Here is a 16128-nt window from a genome sequence, read left to right as displayed (position 1 = left end):
GTGCCGCTCCCGACGGACGGGCCGTGGCTCGACGACGCGGCGGGCCGGCTCATCCGGCCGTACGCCGTGAGCGGGGGCAGGACCCGGCCGACGGCCGCGCTGGACCTGCTGACCCTGGTGATGTCCACGGGGTCGGTGCCCGCCACGCATCTCGGCCCCGAGCACGCCCAGGCCGTCGGTCTCTGTCAGGGGCCGACCTCGGTCGCGGAGATCGCCGCGCATCTGCGGCTGCCCGCCACGGTCACCAAGGTCCTGCTCTCCGATCTGGTGGACTGCGGAGCGATCGCCGCACGGCCACCGGACAGCTTCGACAACCCCACCGACCGTTTCCTGCTGGAGGCAGTGCTCGATGGCCTACGACGACAGCTCTGATCCGTCCCTCGCGCCGACCACACTCGCCGAGCCCTTCCCCACCGCGCTGAAAGTCCTGGTCGCGGGCGGCTTCGGGGTCGGCAAGACCACCTTTGTCGGAGCGGTCAGCGAGATCGCGCCGCTGAGTACGGAGGAGCTGCTGACCCAGGTCAGCGCCGCCACCGACGATCTGACGGGGGTGGAGACGAAGACCTCCACCACCGTAGCCATGGACTTCGGCCGGCTGACACTCGACGAGCGGCATGTGCTCTATCTCTTCGGCACCCCCGGCCAGGAACGGTTCTGGTTCATGTGGGACGAGCTGTCCCGGGGTGCCCTCGGCGCGGTCGTGCTCGCCGACACCCGGCGGCTCGAATACTCCTTCTCCGCCGTCGACTTCTTCGAACAGCGCGGCATCGGATTCGTCGTCGCGGTCAATGAGTTCGACGGCTCGTACCGCTACGAGCCGGAGGAGGTCCGGGCGGCGATAGACCTCAATCCCGAGGTGCCGATCGTGCTCTGCGACGCGCGGATCGCCAGCTCCGGTATCCAGACGCTGGTCACACTCGTTCAACATCTGATCACCGCCTCTCCGCCGCCCGCCCCCGCACCGGAGCCCGCCCCATGACCCGGATATCCCCGACCTCCCCGACCGACGGAGCCCGCGCATGACGTACGACCCGCTCGGCCGGCTGCTGCTCACGCCCGTCGACCAGGAGGCGCCGGACCGCGTCGTACGGCTGCGCGGGCTCGGCCTCGGGGAGCGCGCCGAGCCCGCCCTCGACGCGTTCGCCGGGCAGATGGCGCGGACGGCGGGTGCTCCGTACGCGATGGTCAACTTCATCGACGAGAACCGGCAGTTCTTCGCGGGGCTGCACGCGCCACCGGGCGACCCGGGCGACCGGTTCATGGCCCGGGACCACGGCTTCTGCCCCTATGTGGTGGTACGGCGCAAGGCGCTGGTCCTGGAGGACGTGAGGGACTTTCCCCGGTTCGCCGGGAACGCCCTGGTGGACGAGGTCGGCATCCGCTCGTACCTCGGCGCGCCGCTCATCGACCGGACCGGCATGGCGCTGGGCACGGTCTGCGTCGCCGATACCGAGCCGCGGCGGTGGGGGCGTACCGGACTCGACACGATCAAGACGTTCGCGGCGGAGCTGATGGCGCAGATCCGGCAGCGGGAGGAAGGCCTTCTCTGACGGTCCTCTCCGAGCCCTCACTCTCCACTCCCGCTCGATGGTGTGTCCCGAATATGGGATATCCTGTCGAATATGAGAGAGAGTGTTGACGCGTCTCCGCCCGATCCCCTCGACACGCTGCTGGCGGCCCGCCTCGCCGCGCTGCGCGGCGAGCACCACTGGTCGCTGGACGAGCTGGCGAGCCGCAGCGGAGTGAGCCGCTCCACGCTGTCGCGCGCCGAGCGCGGCGAGATCAGCCCGACGACGTCGCTGCTCGGCCGGCTGTGCGCGGTGTACGGGCGCCCCCTGTCGCAGCTGCTCAGCGAGGTCGAGGCGGAACCGGCCCAGCTGGTCAGGGCGGCCGACCAGACCGTGTGGACGGACCCGGCCGCCGGCTTCGTACGGCGTTCGGTCTCGCCGCCGCAGGCCGGGCTGCGGGCCGAAGTGGTCGAGGGCACCCTGCGGGCCGGCGCGGACGTACCGTACGAACGGCCCCCGGTCCCCGGCATGGAACAGCATGTGTGGGTGCTGGAGGGGACGCTCGAATTCACCGTGGGGCACGAGGCGCATCTGCTGAACGTGGGCGACTGCCTGCGCACACGGCTGTGGGGCCCGACCCGGCTGCGCTGTCCGGGGCCCGGCCCGGTCAGGTACGCGATCGTGGTGGTGCAGCCATGAGGCCCGGGACACGGCCCGAGGTGGTGGGGCTCTCCGCGGGGGAGCTTCTCGGCGCCGCCGAGGCGCTCGGTGAGCTGCTGGTCGACGCGGTCGCGGGCGGCGCCTCCGTCGGATTCCTGGACCCGCTGGACCGGGCGACCGCCGCGGACTGGTGGCGCGGCCGGGTCCCGGCCGTACGGGAGGGACAGCTGTCCGTGCGGGTCGCCAGGTGGGACGGCAGGGCCGCCGGGGATGCCGAGGACGCCGAGGACGCAGGGCGGATCGTGGGGGTTGTCATGGTGACGTACGCCGACAAGGCCAACGGCCGCCACCGTGCCGAGATAGGCAAGCTGCTCGTGCACCGCGACGCGCGGGGGCGGGGGACCGGGCGGGCCCTGCTGGCCGCCGCGGAGGAGGGGGCGGCCCGCGCCGGCGTGACGCTGCTTCTGCTCGACACCGAGACCGGCAGCCCGGCCGAGACGCTGTACCGTTCGGCCGGCTGGACGGCGGTCGGGGTGGTCCCGGGGCACGCGGCGGACCCGGGCGGGACGCTCAGGGCGACAACCTTCTTCTACAAGGACATCGGGGCGACGGCGCTTCCCTCAGACGTCACGGGCGTCACGGGCGTCACCGGCGTCACCGGCGTCACGGGCGCCACGGACATCATGGGCGCTCCAGCCAGCCCCTGATGAACGCGGCCTGTCCCGCGTGCTGGAGATCGTCGGCGATGACGCTCACCAGCCGCACGCCGAGGGTGACCGGCGGGCTCCACCCCTCGTCGACCACCCGTCCGAGGTCCGCGTCCTTCAGCGCGCCGAGATGCGCGACGGTCCGGTCGTGGACGGCGTCGTGGTACCCGCCGAGCAGTTCGGCGGTGAGACCGGCGGCGCCGAGCGCGGCCACGTCCTCGGTGGAGTGGCCGTATCCGTGGGCGAGCGGGGGGAACGGCAGCGCGAAGCGCTCCGACCACTTCTCCGCGATCCACACCTGGTCCGTACCGGTGGCGTCGGCGAGATGGTCGTCCTGGATCCGGGTGAGATGCCAGACGAGCCAGGCGATCGAATTCGCTCCGTCGTCGACGCGTACCGCCAGCTCATCGGGGGAGAGGCCGTCCACCGTGTCACGGACGGTCTCACGGATCCGGCCGAAGGCGTCGATGAGCAGATCGGTGCTCGCGGTCATGGCGCGCTCCCCTCGTGGTGTCGTCAGCCCTTCGGGCCGCTCTCATCCTCTCGCTTCACGGTGCCGCGCGCGAGGAACGCCGTGACGCGCTCCCGCAGCGACCTCGGGTCGAGCCCGTGCGCGGCCACGTGGTCGGCCAGTTCGCCGTACGCGCGCAGCTCACGGCGGGCGACCCCGAGCCCCAGTACCCGGTGCGGTGTGTCGGGGAGGGCGTCATTGGCGGCGGCCGTGGAGGTCCCGGCGAGATACGGCTCCACGAGCACGACATCCGCCGAGTCCCCGGTGCGCGCGGCGACGGCCCGGCGCAGCGCGTCGCCGTCGAAGGGCCGTACGGTCGTCGCGTACAGGACGGTCGTGTCCAGGCCCTCCGTCGCGGCCAGTACGTTGTCCAGCATCGGCCCGACGGCGATCACCACCCCGGCCCGCCCCTCGCGGACGGTGGCGAAGCCGGCCCCGCCGCCGGCCGGGACCACCGGCCTGGCGCGCGCGTTGCTCTGGAGCGACAGCCGTACGTAGTCCCGGCCGTCCCCGGCGGCGGCGTGCCGCAGCAGCGCCTCGGCCTCGTCCGGATGGCCCGGCACATGCACCGACCAGCCGTCGAGCGTGTCCATCAGCGCGACATCGCCCGGCGCCATATGGGTGAAGCCCCCGGCCGGCCAGTCGTACGAACCGCCGGCGCTGACCAGCACACCGCCCACGCCCTGATGGCCGAAGTCCAGCTTCACCTGCTCGAAGGGGCGCTCGACCAGGAAGGAGGCGAAGGTGTGCACGATCGGGCGCACCCCGGCGAGCGCGAGTCCGCCGCCGACGCCGATCAGCAGTTGCTCGCGGATGCCGACGTTGATCAGCCGGTCGGGATGGCGCCGCGCGGCGTCGGCGAATCCGTCCCGGCTGATCTCGGCGAGGACGACCGCGAGCCGGGGGTCCTCGTCCAGCAGACGGGTGGCGGTGGAGATGAAGCGGTCACGCATGGTGTCCATGGGGTGTGTCTCTCGGGTCGGTGGGCTGGGACTGGCTAGGACCAGCTAGGACTTGGGCTCGACCCGGGCGACCACGGCCCGGGGCCGGCCGGGGTGGGGCGCGGTGAAGGCCGCGTACATCGCTTCGTGGTCCCGGCCGTCCACGGTCTCGACCGACCAGCCGGCCGCCTCGAAACGGGAGGCGATGCCGCCGGGCCGGCCGTAGGTCGCGGAGGCGTTGTCGATCACCAGGGTGTGCAGCTGGTCGAGTGCGGCGGGGCCCGCGTAGGCGATCGCCTCGTGATTGCTGCCCTCGTCCAGCTCGGCGTCCCCGATCAGCACCCACACCCGGGGCCCGGGGAGCCCCCGCGCGCGCAGCCCCAGCACGCTGCCCACGGCGAGCGGCAGCCCGTGCCCGAGCGAACCGCTGCCGATCTCCACGCCGGGCACCAGCGTCCGGTCGGGATGGTGGCCGAGCGGCGAACCGTACGAGCCGAACCCGGGCAGCAGCTCCTCGGCGAAGAACCCCTTGGCGGCGAGGACCGCGTAGTAGGCCATCGGCCCGTGCCCCTTGGACAGCAGGAACCTGTCCCGCCCCGGCGCGTCGGCCTCGGCCGGCGAGACCCGCAACACCCGGTCGTACAGCACCCAGAGCGCGTCCAGGGTCGAGGTCGCGGCGGGTCCGTGCTTCTCGTCCCCCGTCATCAGGGCCATCAGCCGCTCCAGCTCCCGGCGGCCGGCCGCACCGCCGGCCTCGGACGGAGCGGAGCGCGTCGGATGTGTCGTCATGTCTGGCGTCATGCGTGTCACCTTGCAACCTCAATCACGCTTGAGGTCAAACCGCACCGCCGCCCGGAAAGCGGTTCGTGATCACCGGCCGGAGTGCGGTATTGTTCTCATGCGCGTTCAGGCCGGGGAAACCGCAGGTCAGACGGGCACCGGGACGTGGCGCAGCTTGGTAGCGCACTTGACTGGGGGTCAAGGGGTCGCAGGTTCAAATCCTGTCGTCCCGACTTGTGTTTTCGCAGGTCGCAGGCGGTATCGGAGAAATCCGGTACCGCCTTTCCGTGTTTCCGGGGGACCACCTGTCCGCCCCGGGGGCCGCGCCAGGTAACGAGTCGATTTCCCGGGTTAATTTCCGCACACAAGGGGTTGGCGGGAGGGTGTCGGCTGGCTATCGTTCACGCACTTCACCCAATCGTTCAGCTGAACGAATCAATGCGAAGGGCGTCCGGTACATGTCCGACACAGACCGACGAACGGACCCCGGGCCGGCCGGCCCGCCGCGGCGCGCGCTGCTCACCGCCGCCGCGGCCGGCGGTGCGGCGCTCGGCGCCTCCTGGCTGCTCACCGGCTGCTCGGGCGGCGCCGGATCCGGCGCCGCGGCGGGTGTCCTGCCCGGTGCCGCGCCCTCCGGCCGGCCCGACCGCGGCGGCACCCTGCGCATCGCCAGGCCGCCCGCCTCCGAGGCGGAGACCCTGGACCCGGCGAGCGCGCTCTCCGCGTACGAGTACCTGGGCGCCCTCTACAACCGGCTCGTCAGGGTCGGCCCCGACGGTCTGCTCGCCCCCGACCTGGCCGAGTCCTGGGAACCCGACGACCAGGCCCGTACCTGGACCTTCCGGCTCCGCCGCGGCCTCACCTTCCACGACGGCCGCGCCTTCACCTCAGCCGACGCCGCCTACACCCTCCGCCACATCCTCGACGCCGCGACCGCCTCGCCGCAGGCCGCCGTACTCGCCCCGCTCGTCGACCCGAAGGCGCTGCGCACCCCCGACGCGCACACCCTCGTCGTCCCGCTGAAGACCCCGAACGCCGAGTTCCCCAGCCTGCTGACGCACTACAACTGCTATGTCATCCCCGACGGCAGCGCCCGCTCCATCGGCCGCACCGGCATCGGCACAGGCCCCTTCAGGCTGACGTCCTTCACCGCCGCCGGTCCCGGCCGCGTCACCGCGTACGAGGAGCACTGGGCCGGCCGGCCCGTCCTCGACGCGATCGACTTCTACTCCGTCGCCGACATGCAGGCCCGCTCGGGCGCTCTGCTCGCCGGGCAGGTCGATCTGCTCTCCCAGACCAATCTGGACTTCGCCACAGCCCGGGTCGTCGCCGCCTCCGACCGCGCCACGATCGCCCGCGTCAAGGACGCCCAGTGGTACGTCATGCCGATGCTCACCACGGAGAAGCCCTTCACCGACGTCCGGGTGCGGCAGGCGATGAAGCTCGCCTACGACCCCGAGCACGTCCTCAAGGTCGCCCTCCAGGGCGCCGGCACCCTCGGCTGGGACAACCCCGTACCGCCCAGCGACCCCAACCACCTCGCCGCCCACCCCGTCCACGACCCCGAGAAGGCCCGGTATCTCCTCAAGCGGGCGGGCCAGGAGCGGCTGGCGGTCGACCTCTACACCTCGTCCTACGACCCGATCTTCACGCCCATGGCCCTCGCCTATCAGGAGTCGGCCCGGCGCGCCGGCATCCGGATCAGGGTCAAGACCGCCTCGGCGGACTCGTACTACACCCAGGTCTGGATGAAGAAGCCGCTCATGGCCACCTACTGGTTCACCGGCCGCCCCGTCGACCAGCTCCTCAACCAGGTCTTCCGCGGCGGCTCCAGCTACAACGAGACCGCATGGTCGGACAAGGCGTTCGACGCGCTGCTCGACCGGGCCAGGCGCGAGACCGACGACACGCGCAGACGCGAACTGTACGGCCAGGCCCAGACCTTCGTCATCGAGAAGGGCGGGGCGATGACCCCGATGTTCGCGGACCGGCTCGTCGGCATCTCCCGGAAGGTGCGCGGCTACGCCGAGCACGGATTCGAGTTCGACTACCTCGGCATCGGCCTGAAGGGAGCCTGAGACCACCGTGTTCACCTTCCTGGCCCGCCGCGTCGTCACCGCGCTCGGCACCCTCCTGCTCTCCTCCGTCCTCGTCTTCCTCGCCGTCCAGGCGCTGCCCGGCGATGTCGCCACCCAGGTACTCGGCAAGGACGCCACCCCCTCCGCCGTCGCCGCGCTCCGCGACAAACTCCATCTCGACCAGCCCGCCTGGGAGCGCTACTTCCAGTGGGTCAAGGGCGCCGTGCAGGGAGACTTCGGCAGCTCGCTGGTCTCCGGCAAGGCCGTCGGCGGAGAGGTCGGGCAGTACCTCGGCAACTCCCTGCTGATCGCCGGCGTCACCGTCCTCTTCGCCGTCACCGGCTCCCTCGTCCTCGGCATCGTCGCCGGGTACTACCGCGACCGCTGGCCCGACCACCTCATCTCCACGGTCAGCCTGGTCGGGATGAGCGTCCCCGAGTTCGTCGTGGCGACCGTCCTCGTCCTCGCCTTCTCCGTCACCCTCCCGCTCTTCCCCGCCGTCGTGCTCTACGGACCGGGCGCCACCGTCGGACAGCTGCTGCCCGCCATCTGGCTGCCCGCCGCCTCGCTCGCCATCGTGATGGCCGCGTACATCGTCCGCATGGCCCGTACCTCGGTGATCGACGTGCTGGCGAGCGAGTACGTCACCACCGCCCGCCTCAAGGGCCTCTCCTCCTGGCGCGTGGTCACCCGGCACGCCCTGCCCAGCGCCCTGCTGCCCACGCTCCATGTGATCGCGCTCAACGTGGCCTGGCTGATCGGCGGCGTCGCCGTCGTCGAGAACGTCTTCAACTACCCGGGCATCGGCAAGCTGATGCTCTCCTCCGTGCAGAACCGCGACCTGCCCGTCATCCAGGCGATCGCCCTGATCAGCGCGGTCGTGTACGTCCTGTGCAACCTCGCCGCCGATCTCGGCGCGATGGCCCTGAACCCCAAGCTCCGTATCCGCGGCGGGAGGGCCCGATGAGTGAGGACCCGATGAGTTCCGTGAGTTCCGCGCAGCAGCCCGCGGCGCCGTCCGCACAGCCCTCCGAGCCGCCCGTACGACCGGGCCCCGTGGCCCGCGCCTGGCGCACCGTACGTTCCTCCCGCACCGCCACCATCGGCCTCGCCGTCGTCGCCGTCCATGTGGTCGTCGCCCTGATCGCCCCGCTCCTCACCTCGTACGCGCCCACCGCGGGCGACTCCTCGCACGCCCTGCTCGGTCCGGGCCCCGACCACTGGGCCGGCACCGACCAGTACGGGCGCGACGTCCTCACCCGTGTGCTGTACGGCGGGCGGTACGCGCTCGGCGTGTCCGCCGCCGCGACCCTGCTGACCGTCGCCCTCGGCACCGTCCTCGGCTGCGCCACCGCCCTGCGCGGCGGCCGGCTGGACGACGCGCTGATGCGGGTGCTCGACGCGGTGCTCTCCGTCCCCTCGATCCTCGCCCTGCTCGTCATCGTCACCGCCCTCGGCTCGGGTCCCGCCGTCATCGTGCTGGCCGTCGCCGTCGTCTACGTACCCCAGGTGGTACGGGTGGTGCGCGGCGCGGCCCTCGCCGTCGTCCCCGCGGACTACGTCACGGCGGCGCGCGCCCGCGGCGAGTCGACCTGGTCGATCCTGCGCCGCGAGGTGCTGCCCAACATCACCGACGTGGTGTGCGTCGAGTTCGCGATGCGCGCCTCCTGGGTGGTGCTGCTGATCAGCTCCCTCTCCTTCCTCGGCTTCGGCGCCAACCCGCCCACCCCCGACTGGGGGCTGATGGTCGCGGAGAACCGCACCGCCATCACCGTCGTACCGATGGCCAGCCTCGCGCCGATCATCGCCCTGGCCACCCTCGTGGTCGGGCTCAACCTCGCCGCCGACGGCCTGTCCAAGGCGTGGGGCGTCGACCGGATACGGGAGGGTTCCTGATGACCACGCACGCGACCGGCGACTCCGCTGCCCCCACGACCGCCCCGCGGGAGACCGCGCTGGTCTCGGTGGCCGGCCTCCATGTCGCCTACCGCTCCGGCGGCGGCGCCGACGTACCCGTCGTCCAGGACGTCACCCTCGACGTGCTGCCCGGCCGGACCCTGGCCCTGGTCGGCGAGTCCGGCAGTGGCAAGTCCACCGTCGCCGCCACCCTCCTGGGCCATCTACGGCACGGCTCCCGGATCACCGCGGGCACCGTACGCGTCGACGGACAGGACGTCTTCGCGCTCCCGGCCCGCGAACTGCGGCGGCTGCGCGGCGGTACGGTCGCGATGGTCGCCCAGAACGCGGGGCACGCGCTCACCCCCTCCATGCGCGTCGGCCGGCAGATAGCCGAGGCGCTGCGCGACGAGGCCACCGCTCAGCACTCCGTGGTGGACCTCCTCGAACAGGTCCGGCTGCCGCGCCCCGCCGACCTCGCCCGCCGCTATCCGCACGAACTCTCCGGCGGCCAGCAGCAGCGCGTCGCCATCGCCATGGCCATCGCCGCCCGGCCCCGCGTCCTCGTTCTCGACGAGCCGACGACCGGCCTGGACGTCGTCACCCAGCGCGGTGTCCTCGACCTGATCGGCGCGCTGCGCGACGAACTCGGCCTCGCCGCCGTCCTGGTCAGCCACGACCTCGGCGTCGTCGCGCACATGGCCGACCACGTCACCGTGCTGCGCGCGGGCCGCGTCGTGGAGAGCGCGCCCACGCACCGGCTCTTCGGCGCGCCCGCCGAGCCGTACACGCGCCGGCTCCTCGCCGGTGTGCCGCGCCTCGCGGACGACGGCCTCGCGCTGGTCGCCGAGGACGGCACCCGCGAGATCCGGCCCCGGCCCGTGCTGCCCGCCGACGCCCCCGAGGCCGTCGCCGTAAGGGACGTCACCATCGACTACGGGGACACCCGCGCCGTCCACGGCGTCTCGTTCCGGGTACGGCGCGGCGAGATCCTGGCGCTCGTCGGGGAGTCGGGCAGCGGCAAGTCCACGCTCGCGTGGTCACTGGCGGGACTGCACGCCCCGTCCGGCGGCACGATGACGGCCACCGCGGACGCCTCGGACGGCGGTTCCGACGGTGGCTCGCCCAGCGGCGGATCCGGGGCCGGTGACCTCACCGCGCCCGCCCGCAAGCGCCCCCGCGCCCTGCGCCGCAAGGTCCAGCTCGTCTTCCAGAACGCCGACACCTCGCTCAACCCCCGCCGCTCGGTGGGCGACGCGGTACGCCGCCCGCTGCGCGTCTTCGGTACGGCGGCCTCCCGCGCGGACGCCGCGGTACGGGCCCGCCGCCTCATCGCCGACGTACACCTCCCCCCGGAGTTCGCCGACCGGCTGCCCGCCCAGCTCTCCGGCGGCCAGCGCCAGCGGATCGGCATCGCCCGGGCCCTGGCGGGCGAGCCCGACGTGCTCATCGCGGACGAGATCACCACCGCGCTCGACGTCTCCGTCCAGGCCGAGGTCCTGCGGCTGCTGGACGACCTGCGCCGGGAACGCCGGCTGGCCTGCCTCTTCATCAGCCACGACCTGGCGGTGGTGCGCGGGATCGCGGACCGGGTCCTGGTGCTGCGGCACGGCGTGGTGGTCGAGGAGGGCCCCACGAACGCGGTGTTCACGGCGCCGGCCCACCCGTACACGCGCCTGCTCATGGCCGCCGCGCTGGAGCCCGACCCCGAGGCGGAGCGGGCGGCCCTGCCGGAGGAGGAGTGGCAGGACGCGGCGTCCGGCGACGACGTATGGACCGAGATCACCAGCAGCCACCGCGTCCGCCGCTGGCGCCCGGCGACCACCTGACCCGCCGGGCCCGCCCCGACCGCACCCATCAGCTCAGGCGCGAGGAGACTTCCCCCATGCGGTACCGCGAGACGTACGACCGCCGGATCCGGACCGACGACGTCTGGATCCCCACCCGGGACGGCACCCGGCTGCACGCCCGGATCTGGCGGCCCGTCGACGCGGCGGCCGACCCCGTCCCCGCCCTGCTGGAGTACCTGCCGTACCGCAAGAGCGACTGGACCGCGCCCCGGGACGCCCAGCGCCACCCCTGGTACGCCGGGCACGGCTACGCGTCCGTACGCGTCGATCTGCGCGGCAGCGGTGACTCCGAGGGCGTGATGCTCGACGAGTACACCGGGACCGAGCTGGCCGACGGCGTCGATGTCGTCAACTGGCTCGCGGCACAGGACTGGTGCACCGGCAAGGTCGGCATGTTCGGGATCTCCTGGGGCGGCTTCAACGCCCTCCAGATCGCCGCCCTGCGCCCCGAGCCGCTCAAGGCGATCGTCACCGTCTGCTCCACCGACGACCGCTACGACAACGACGTCCACTACATGGGCGGCGCCGTCCTCGGGATCGACATGCTCGCCTGGGCCGGCACGATGCTCGCCTTCACGGCCCGGCCGCCGGACCCCGCGCACGTCGGCGCGGACCGCTGGCTGCCCCAGTGGCGCGAACGCCTCGACGCGATCACCCCGTACCTGCACACCTGGCTGGCCCACCAGGAACGGGACGACTACTGGCGCCACGGCAGCGTCTGCGAGGACTACTCCGCCATCGACGCCGCCGTCCTCGCCGTCGGCGGCTGGGCCGATCCGTACCGGGACACCGTGCTGCGGCTGGTCGAACGGCTGGACGCGCCGGTACGCGGGCTGATCGGCCCCTGGTCGCACCAGTACCCCGACCGGGGCCTGCCGCCGGGCCCGGCGATCGGCTTCCTCCAGGAGACGCTGCGCTGGTGGGACCAGCACCTCAAGGGGACCGACACGGGCGTCATGGCCGAGCCCGCCCTGCGCGCCTGGATCAACGACCCGGTCCCGCCCGCCACTTCGTACACGACGATGCCGGGCCGCTGGGTCGGCGCCGACACCTGGCCGTCGCCCGCCGTCACCTGGGACGAACGCACGCTCGGCGAGGCAGGGGCGGGCCCCGTGACCGTACGCTCGCCGCACCACACCGGGCTCGACGCGGGCCGGTTCTTCCCCTTCGGCAACCCCACCGACCTCCCGCCCGACCAGCGCGAGGAGGACGGCCGCTCCGTCTGCTTCGACTCCCCGCCGCTGACCGCGCGGACCGAGATCCTCGGCCGGCCCCGGGTCCGGCTGCGGCTCGACAGCGCCACCCCGCGCGCCCATGTCATCGCCCGGGTCTGCGACGTCGCGCCCGACGGCTCGTCCACCCTCGTCACCCGCGGCGTGCTCAACCTGCTCTCCCGCCACGGCAGGGAGCGGGCGGACCCGTGGGTGCCCGGCACCTTCGAGGACGTCGAGTTCGAACTGAACGCCACCGGCTACGCCTTCCCGCCGGGCCACCGCGTCCGCGTCGCCGTCTCCGACACGTACTGGCCGTGGGTCTGGCCGCACGGCGAGCGCGGCGCGCTGACCGTACTCCCCGGCGAGAGCGCCGTACTGCTGCCCGTACGGGATCCGGCGTACGACGAGGGGCGCCCCCCGATCCGCTTCGAGGAGCCGGAACAGGCCGTGCCGCTCGCGATAACCGTGGACGCCCCGGACCCGGCCGCCCCGCCGCGCCCCGAGCGGGTCGTACGGCACGACGTCGCCACCGGCGAATGGACCCTGGAGGTCGACCCCAACTACGGCGGCTCCCGGACCTATCCGGACGGCCTGCGGTACGAGGAGAGCGCCCGCGAGGTCTACCGTATCCGCGGGAACGATCCGCTGTCGGCCGTGGCGCGCTCCGACTGGACGATCCGGCTGCGCCGCCCGGACGGCTGGGACGCGCACATCACGACCAGTACCGAACTGCGCTCCACGGCAGCGGAGTTCATCATGGACAGCACCCTGGTAGCACGGGCGAACGGAGAGACAGTGGCCGAGCGGTCATGGCACAGCACCACCCCCAGGACATCCGGATGACGGCCAGGACGCCACGGCGTGCCGTCGCCGCCGCCAGCCGGACCCGCCAGCCCACCGAGGTGCGCCGCCGTCTGATCGCGGAGGCGGCGGTGCCGCTCATCGCGGAGCGCGGCTCGGCGGCCGTCGGGGTACGGGACGTCGCGGCGGCGGCCGGGGTGTCGGTCGGCACGGTGACGTACCACTTCGAGAGCGTCCAGGAGGTGCTCTCCGAGGCGATGGTGCTGCACATCGAGCGCTACTACGCCGCGCTCAGCGCCTCCGCCGACCGGGCCACCCGGGCGGCGGAGGGCCTGCGGCTGCTGATCGACGCGCTGTTCACCGACGACACCGACCGGCACTGGCGGATGTGGTTCGACTACTGGAACGCGGGCGACCGGGACCAGGCGTTCGCGCGCGGCCAGGCGGCACGGTACGAGCACTGGCACGGCGAGATCGGCGCGCTCGTCGAACGCGGCCGGGAGGAGGGCGACTTCACCTGCGAGGACCCGGCCGACTTCGCCGTCCGCTTCGCCGCACTGGCGGACGGACTCGCGCTCCAGCGACTGCGCCAGGCCCCGCCGCTCACCACGCAGGACGCGCGCCGCCACCTCCGCCGGCTGATCGAGGTGGAGCTGGAGCGGCGGGTCTGACAGCGCGGACCGGCGGAGCGCCGTCAGCCGTCAGAAGGTGCTCAGCGGAGGGTGCCGAGCAGCAGATTCGCGGCCACCGCCGCTCCGTCGGTGCGGAGCTCGGTGCCCAGGGCCTTCGCCCGCGCCCGGGTCGCGGGTGCCAGGGCCGTCTTGAACGCGATGTTCAGGGACTCGACGCTCGGATCCGCACTGTCGAGCGCCGCACCGATGTCCAGGTCCGCCACCCGGCCGGCCCAGTACGAGTTGTCCGCCAGCTGGAGAGCCACCACCACTTGCGGCACGCCCGCCCGGGCGGCGGTCAGCGTCGTACCCGCGCCGCCGTGGTGCACCACGGCGGCGACCCTGCCGAAGAGTGACTGGTGGCTGACCTCGCCGATGGCGAAGCAGTCGGCCCGGCCGTCGACCAGGTCCAGCTCCGCCCAGCCACGGGAGACCAGTACGCGGTGGCCCTGTGCGCGGATCGCCTCGACGGCCCTGCGGGCGGTGTCCGGCGAGGGGTGCAAGCTGCCGAAGCCCACGTAGACCGGCGGTGTGCCCGCGTCGAGGAACGCCAACAGATCGGCCGGCAGCGGGCGTTCGTCCGGCAGGGTCCACGCACCCGTCTGGACCACGTCGAGGCCGGGGGTCTCCCGCCACGGCCCCAGGACCGGGTCCGCCGCCAGCCACGGCCGGTCGGTGTAGACATGGTCGCGGACGTCGTCCACCGGCGGCAGGCCGAGCGACGCCCGGTGGCCGTTGAGTACCTCGCGGAACTGCGCGTTCACCTGGTGGGCGTCCCACTCCCACCGCGTCGGGTTGTCGTCAGCCTCCGGCTCCGGCCAGCCAGGCCGCGGCGGCGGCGCGTGGTGCGGCGACGGCAGGTTGACCGCCGAATAGCTCGCGTAGACGTAGCGGATGCCCGCGGCCTCGGCCACGGACCGCGCGCCGATCTGCGCCAGACCGGCCGCCACCAGCACGTCACAGCCGTCGACCGCCGCGGGGAAGACGGCGAACTGCGTGTCGAGCATCTCGGTCCGGTACCGGGACAGCTCCGCCGCCGACGGCAGTCCCGTCCCGCGCATCATCGTCCGCACCGGGGGCCCGACCGGCACCAGCTGTATCCCGAGACCTGCCAGCCGCCGCGCGAATTCCTCGTCCGGTGGGGCGCACATCCGCACCTCCGCGCCGAGCGCCCGCAGCCGCACCGCGAGTGCCACCAGCGGTTCGACATCGCCGCGCGTCCCGTACGTGGAGAGCAGTACCCGCATTCCGCGTCCTCTTTCGCTCTGTCCTGCCTGCGTTTCGGCCGTGCGCGGCAGCAGTGTACGTCGCGTGGTGCTGAACGCACGGCGGTGGCACCGGAAGTGACGAGGGGTCAGGTACGCCGTGTCCCTGCCCGCGGGCTCGTAGATCAACAGGCCCTCTCGCGCGGAGCCGTCCTCCGTGACTACGGTGAGGCCCGCATGCCTTCCGGGCCGACAGCGCGATGTCGGCCCGGAGCGGCCCGTATCCGGCGAGGCGCAAGGTTCCCGATCGTCAACACAACCTGAGAGCGACTCCATGCATAGTTCGCCGTCCGTGCCCCTTCCCGATGTCTCGGTCATCCTTCCCTGCGCCGGATTCGGAACGCGCTTCGGGGCTCCCTACTCGAAGGAGCTGCACTCGCTGGCTCCCGGGGTCACTGTGCTGGACCGTAGCCTGGAATCCGTCGTCGAACTGGCCAAGAGCGGACTCAGCGTGCGCCTGGTCGTCGTATTCGCGACACACAAGCTGGACACGGTGAGGTATCTCGCGCGCTACGCCGAGATCTTCCAACTGGTCTTTGTCTACCAGGAGGAGTCGTTCGAGCCGGGGCTCGACGGAGCGATACGGTCCGCCCTGCCGATGACACGAGGGCCGGTGGCCCTTGTCCTTCCTGACATCGTTATCACCGGTGTGGGCAGTGTCGGCAGCCTTCATACCGCATTGCGGCAAACGGACGTGTCGGGGTGGAGTGTGGTGGCCGCCGAGGAGCGGGATCCCGGCACACTGCGGCAGATGGGCGCGCTGGCCCTGGTCGAGGGGGACGGCGTCGTGACGGTCGGGGCGGCCGTCGACAAACCGGCGGATCCTTCGGGCTTCAACGCGTTCTGGGGCATGGTGGCGGTCGCCGAGAAGGAGGCGCACCGGCTGCCCGATGTGGTGAGCGAAGGGGCGGACAGCCCACTGGCCGGCGCGGTCGCCGTCATGGTGGAGAGCGTCGTCAACTACAACACCGCCGCGGGCTGACCGACTCCGCGGGCATCGGGGGAACGAACACGTCGGGGAACGAACACGTCGACGTCGGGCGGGACTCCGCCATTCGGTGGCCAATCGGCGCAAGAAAGCGCCTTCCGGTCCAATTCCCCTGCTCCGCAAGGTCTCTTGTCGTCGAATTGCCGATCTTCCATATCCAGATCGCCCGCGGTGTGGTTAATGTTCGAACAGAGCCAACTCGCCGGTAACCCCAGCGACGGCTCGCGTTCGGCTGTGTCCCCCACCACCCATGCCGAA

16 protein-coding genes and 1 tRNA gene are annotated in these 16128 nt (G+C 72.5%); 13 read left to right on the top strand and 4 right to left on the bottom strand.

Annotated features, from left to right (window positions below; translation table 11 throughout):
• The 5 genes from AB0389_RS28945 to AB0389_RS28925 all read left to right on the top strand — a co-directional run bounded on the left by AB0389_RS28945 (window position 1) and on the right by AB0389_RS28925 (window position 2875).
• Window positions 1–372: a DUF742 domain-containing protein gene (locus AB0389_RS28945; RefSeq protein ID WP_114663952.1), complete on the top strand. Its 372-nt coding sequence runs from the start codon at window positions 1–3 to the stop codon at window positions 370–372.
• Window positions 350–979, top strand: coding sequence for an ATP/GTP-binding protein (locus AB0389_RS28940; protein ID WP_366398453.1), 630 nt, complete (start codon window positions 350–352; stop codon window positions 977–979). Before AB0389_RS28945 ends, AB0389_RS28940 begins: the two co-directional genes overlap by 23 nt.
• A 40-nt stretch (window positions 980–1019) precedes the next feature.
• Window positions 1020–1550 carry a GAF domain-containing protein gene (locus AB0389_RS28935; RefSeq protein ID WP_366398452.1) on the top strand — a complete coding sequence of 177 codons (531 nt, stop codon included), beginning with the start codon at window positions 1020–1022 and terminating at the stop codon, window positions 1548–1550.
• A gap of 72 nt (window positions 1551–1622) precedes the next feature.
• Complete coding sequence (locus AB0389_RS28930) at window positions 1623–2207, top strand: XRE family transcriptional regulator (RefSeq protein WP_366398451.1); 585 nt, start codon at window positions 1623–1625, stop codon at window positions 2205–2207.
• A complete protein-coding gene (locus AB0389_RS28925) occupies window positions 2204–2875 on the top strand; it encodes a GNAT family N-acetyltransferase (RefSeq protein WP_366398450.1) in 672 nt (223 codons plus the stop codon). Before AB0389_RS28930 ends, AB0389_RS28925 begins: the two co-directional genes overlap by 4 nt.
• On the opposite strand, the gene AB0389_RS28920 is transcribed toward AB0389_RS28925, so the two are convergent.
• From AB0389_RS28920 to AB0389_RS28910, 3 genes are read right to left on the bottom strand one after another with little or no spacing between them, the layout of a single operon-like run.
• Window positions 2850–3368 (bottom strand): DUF664 domain-containing protein, encoded by a 519-nt coding sequence (locus tag AB0389_RS28920; RefSeq protein ID WP_366398449.1) that lies wholly within the window; start codon window positions 3366–3368, stop codon window positions 2850–2852. The two genes, AB0389_RS28925 and AB0389_RS28920, sit on opposite strands and share 26 nt — an antisense overlap.
• Window positions 3369–3391: 23 nt before the next feature.
• Window positions 3392–4348 (bottom strand): transketolase, encoded by a 957-nt coding sequence (locus AB0389_RS28915; RefSeq protein WP_366398448.1) that lies wholly within the window; start codon window positions 4346–4348, stop codon window positions 3392–3394.
• A gap of 45 nt (window positions 4349–4393) precedes the next feature.
• The gene (locus tag AB0389_RS28910; protein ID WP_366398471.1) at window positions 4394–5116 is read right to left on the bottom strand and encodes a transketolase; all 723 of its coding nucleotides are present in this window, start codon (window positions 5114–5116) and stop codon (window positions 4394–4396) included.
• A gap of 150 nt (window positions 5117–5266) precedes the next feature.
• On the opposite strand from AB0389_RS28910, the gene AB0389_RS28905 reads away from it, so the two are divergent.
• From AB0389_RS28905 to AB0389_RS28875, 7 genes are all read left to right on the top strand, one after another.
• A tRNA-Pro gene (locus AB0389_RS28905) sits at window positions 5267–5340 on the top strand.
• A gap of 225 nt (window positions 5341–5565) precedes the next feature.
• Window positions 5566–7185, top strand: a complete 1620-nt coding sequence (locus AB0389_RS28900) for an ABC transporter substrate-binding protein (RefSeq protein ID WP_366398447.1) — start codon at window positions 5566–5568, stop codon at window positions 7183–7185.
• Window positions 7186–7192: 7 nt separating this feature from the next.
• Complete coding sequence (locus AB0389_RS28895; RefSeq protein ID WP_366398446.1) at window positions 7193–8152, top strand: ABC transporter permease; 960 nt, start codon at window positions 7193–7195, stop codon at window positions 8150–8152.
• Between the two features lie 11 nt (window positions 8153–8163).
• Window positions 8164–9081, top strand: a complete 918-nt coding sequence (locus AB0389_RS28890; RefSeq protein ID WP_366398470.1) for an ABC transporter permease — start codon at window positions 8164–8166, stop codon at window positions 9079–9081.
• Window positions 9081–10910 carry an ABC transporter ATP-binding protein gene (locus AB0389_RS28885; protein ID WP_366398445.1) on the top strand — a complete coding sequence of 610 codons (1830 nt, stop codon included), beginning with the start codon at window positions 9081–9083 and terminating at the stop codon, window positions 10908–10910. The genes AB0389_RS28890 and AB0389_RS28885 overlap by 1 nt, the downstream gene beginning before the upstream one ends.
• A gap of 56 nt (window positions 10911–10966) precedes the next feature.
• Window positions 10967–12988: a CocE/NonD family hydrolase gene (locus AB0389_RS28880; protein ID WP_366398444.1), complete on the top strand. Its 2022-nt coding sequence runs from the start codon at window positions 10967–10969 to the stop codon at window positions 12986–12988.
• Window positions 12985–13617, top strand: a complete 633-nt coding sequence (locus tag AB0389_RS28875) for a TetR family transcriptional regulator C-terminal domain-containing protein (protein ID WP_366398443.1) — start codon at window positions 12985–12987, stop codon at window positions 13615–13617. Before AB0389_RS28880 ends, AB0389_RS28875 begins: the two co-directional genes overlap by 4 nt.
• Window positions 13618–13658: 41 nt before the next feature.
• On the opposite strand, the gene AB0389_RS28870 is transcribed toward AB0389_RS28875, so the two are convergent.
• Entirely contained in the window at window positions 13659–14864 is a 1206-nt protein-coding gene (locus AB0389_RS28870; protein ID WP_366398442.1) for a glycosyltransferase, read from the bottom strand.
• Window positions 14865–15174: 310 nt separating this feature from the next.
• Here AB0389_RS28870 and AB0389_RS28865 point away from each other — a divergent pair, with 310 nt between their 5' ends.
• Window positions 15175–15864 carry a hypothetical protein gene (locus tag AB0389_RS28865; protein ID WP_366398441.1) on the top strand — a complete coding sequence of 230 codons (690 nt, stop codon included), beginning with the start codon at window positions 15175–15177 and terminating at the stop codon, window positions 15862–15864.
• Window positions 15865–16128: the final 264 nt, after the last annotated feature.

The organism is Streptomyces sp. NPDC093109, from assembly GCF_040701725.1.
GTDB lineage: Bacteria > Actinomycetota > Actinomycetes > Streptomycetales > Streptomycetaceae > Streptomyces.
This window is presented reverse-complemented; position numbering and strand designations above follow the sequence as displayed.

Excerpts from the sequence above, each read along its gene's own strand:
- AB0389_RS28940 (WP_366398453.1), top strand. The coding sequence starts at position 350 with ATGGCCTACGACGACAGCTCTGATCCGTCCCTCGCGCCGACCACACTC.
- AB0389_RS28935 (WP_366398452.1), top strand. The coding sequence starts at position 1,020 with ATGACGTACGACCCGCTCGGCCGGCTGCTGCTCACGCCCGTCGACCAG.
- AB0389_RS28930 (WP_366398451.1), top strand. The coding sequence starts at position 1,623 with ATGAGAGAGAGTGTTGACGCGTCTCCGCCCGATCCCCTCGACACGCTG.
- AB0389_RS28925 (WP_366398450.1), top strand. The coding sequence starts at position 2,204 with ATGAGGCCCGGGACACGGCCCGAGGTGGTGGGGCTCTCCGCGGGGGAG.
- AB0389_RS28920 (WP_366398449.1), bottom strand. The coding sequence starts at position 3,368 with ATGACCGCGAGCACCGATCTGCTCATCGACGCCTTCGGCCGGATCCGT.
- AB0389_RS28915 (WP_366398448.1), bottom strand. The coding sequence starts at position 4,348 with ATGGACACCATGCGTGACCGCTTCATCTCCACCGCCACCCGTCTGCTG.
- AB0389_RS28910 (WP_366398471.1), bottom strand. The coding sequence starts at position 5,116 with ATGACGACACATCCGACGCGCTCCGCTCCGTCCGAGGCCGGCGGTGCG.
- AB0389_RS28900 (WP_366398447.1), top strand. The coding sequence starts at position 5,566 with ATGTCCGACACAGACCGACGAACGGACCCCGGGCCGGCCGGCCCGCCG.
- AB0389_RS28890 (WP_366398470.1), top strand. The coding sequence starts at position 8,164 with ATGAGTTCCGTGAGTTCCGCGCAGCAGCCCGCGGCGCCGTCCGCACAG.
- AB0389_RS28885 (WP_366398445.1), top strand. The coding sequence starts at position 9,081 with ATGACCACGCACGCGACCGGCGACTCCGCTGCCCCCACGACCGCCCCG.
- AB0389_RS28880 (WP_366398444.1), top strand. The coding sequence starts at position 10,967 with ATGCGGTACCGCGAGACGTACGACCGCCGGATCCGGACCGACGACGTC.
- AB0389_RS28875 (WP_366398443.1), top strand. The coding sequence starts at position 12,985 with ATGACGGCCAGGACGCCACGGCGTGCCGTCGCCGCCGCCAGCCGGACC.
- AB0389_RS28870 (WP_366398442.1), bottom strand. The coding sequence starts at position 14,864 with ATGCGGGTACTGCTCTCCACGTACGGGACGCGCGGCGATGTCGAACCG.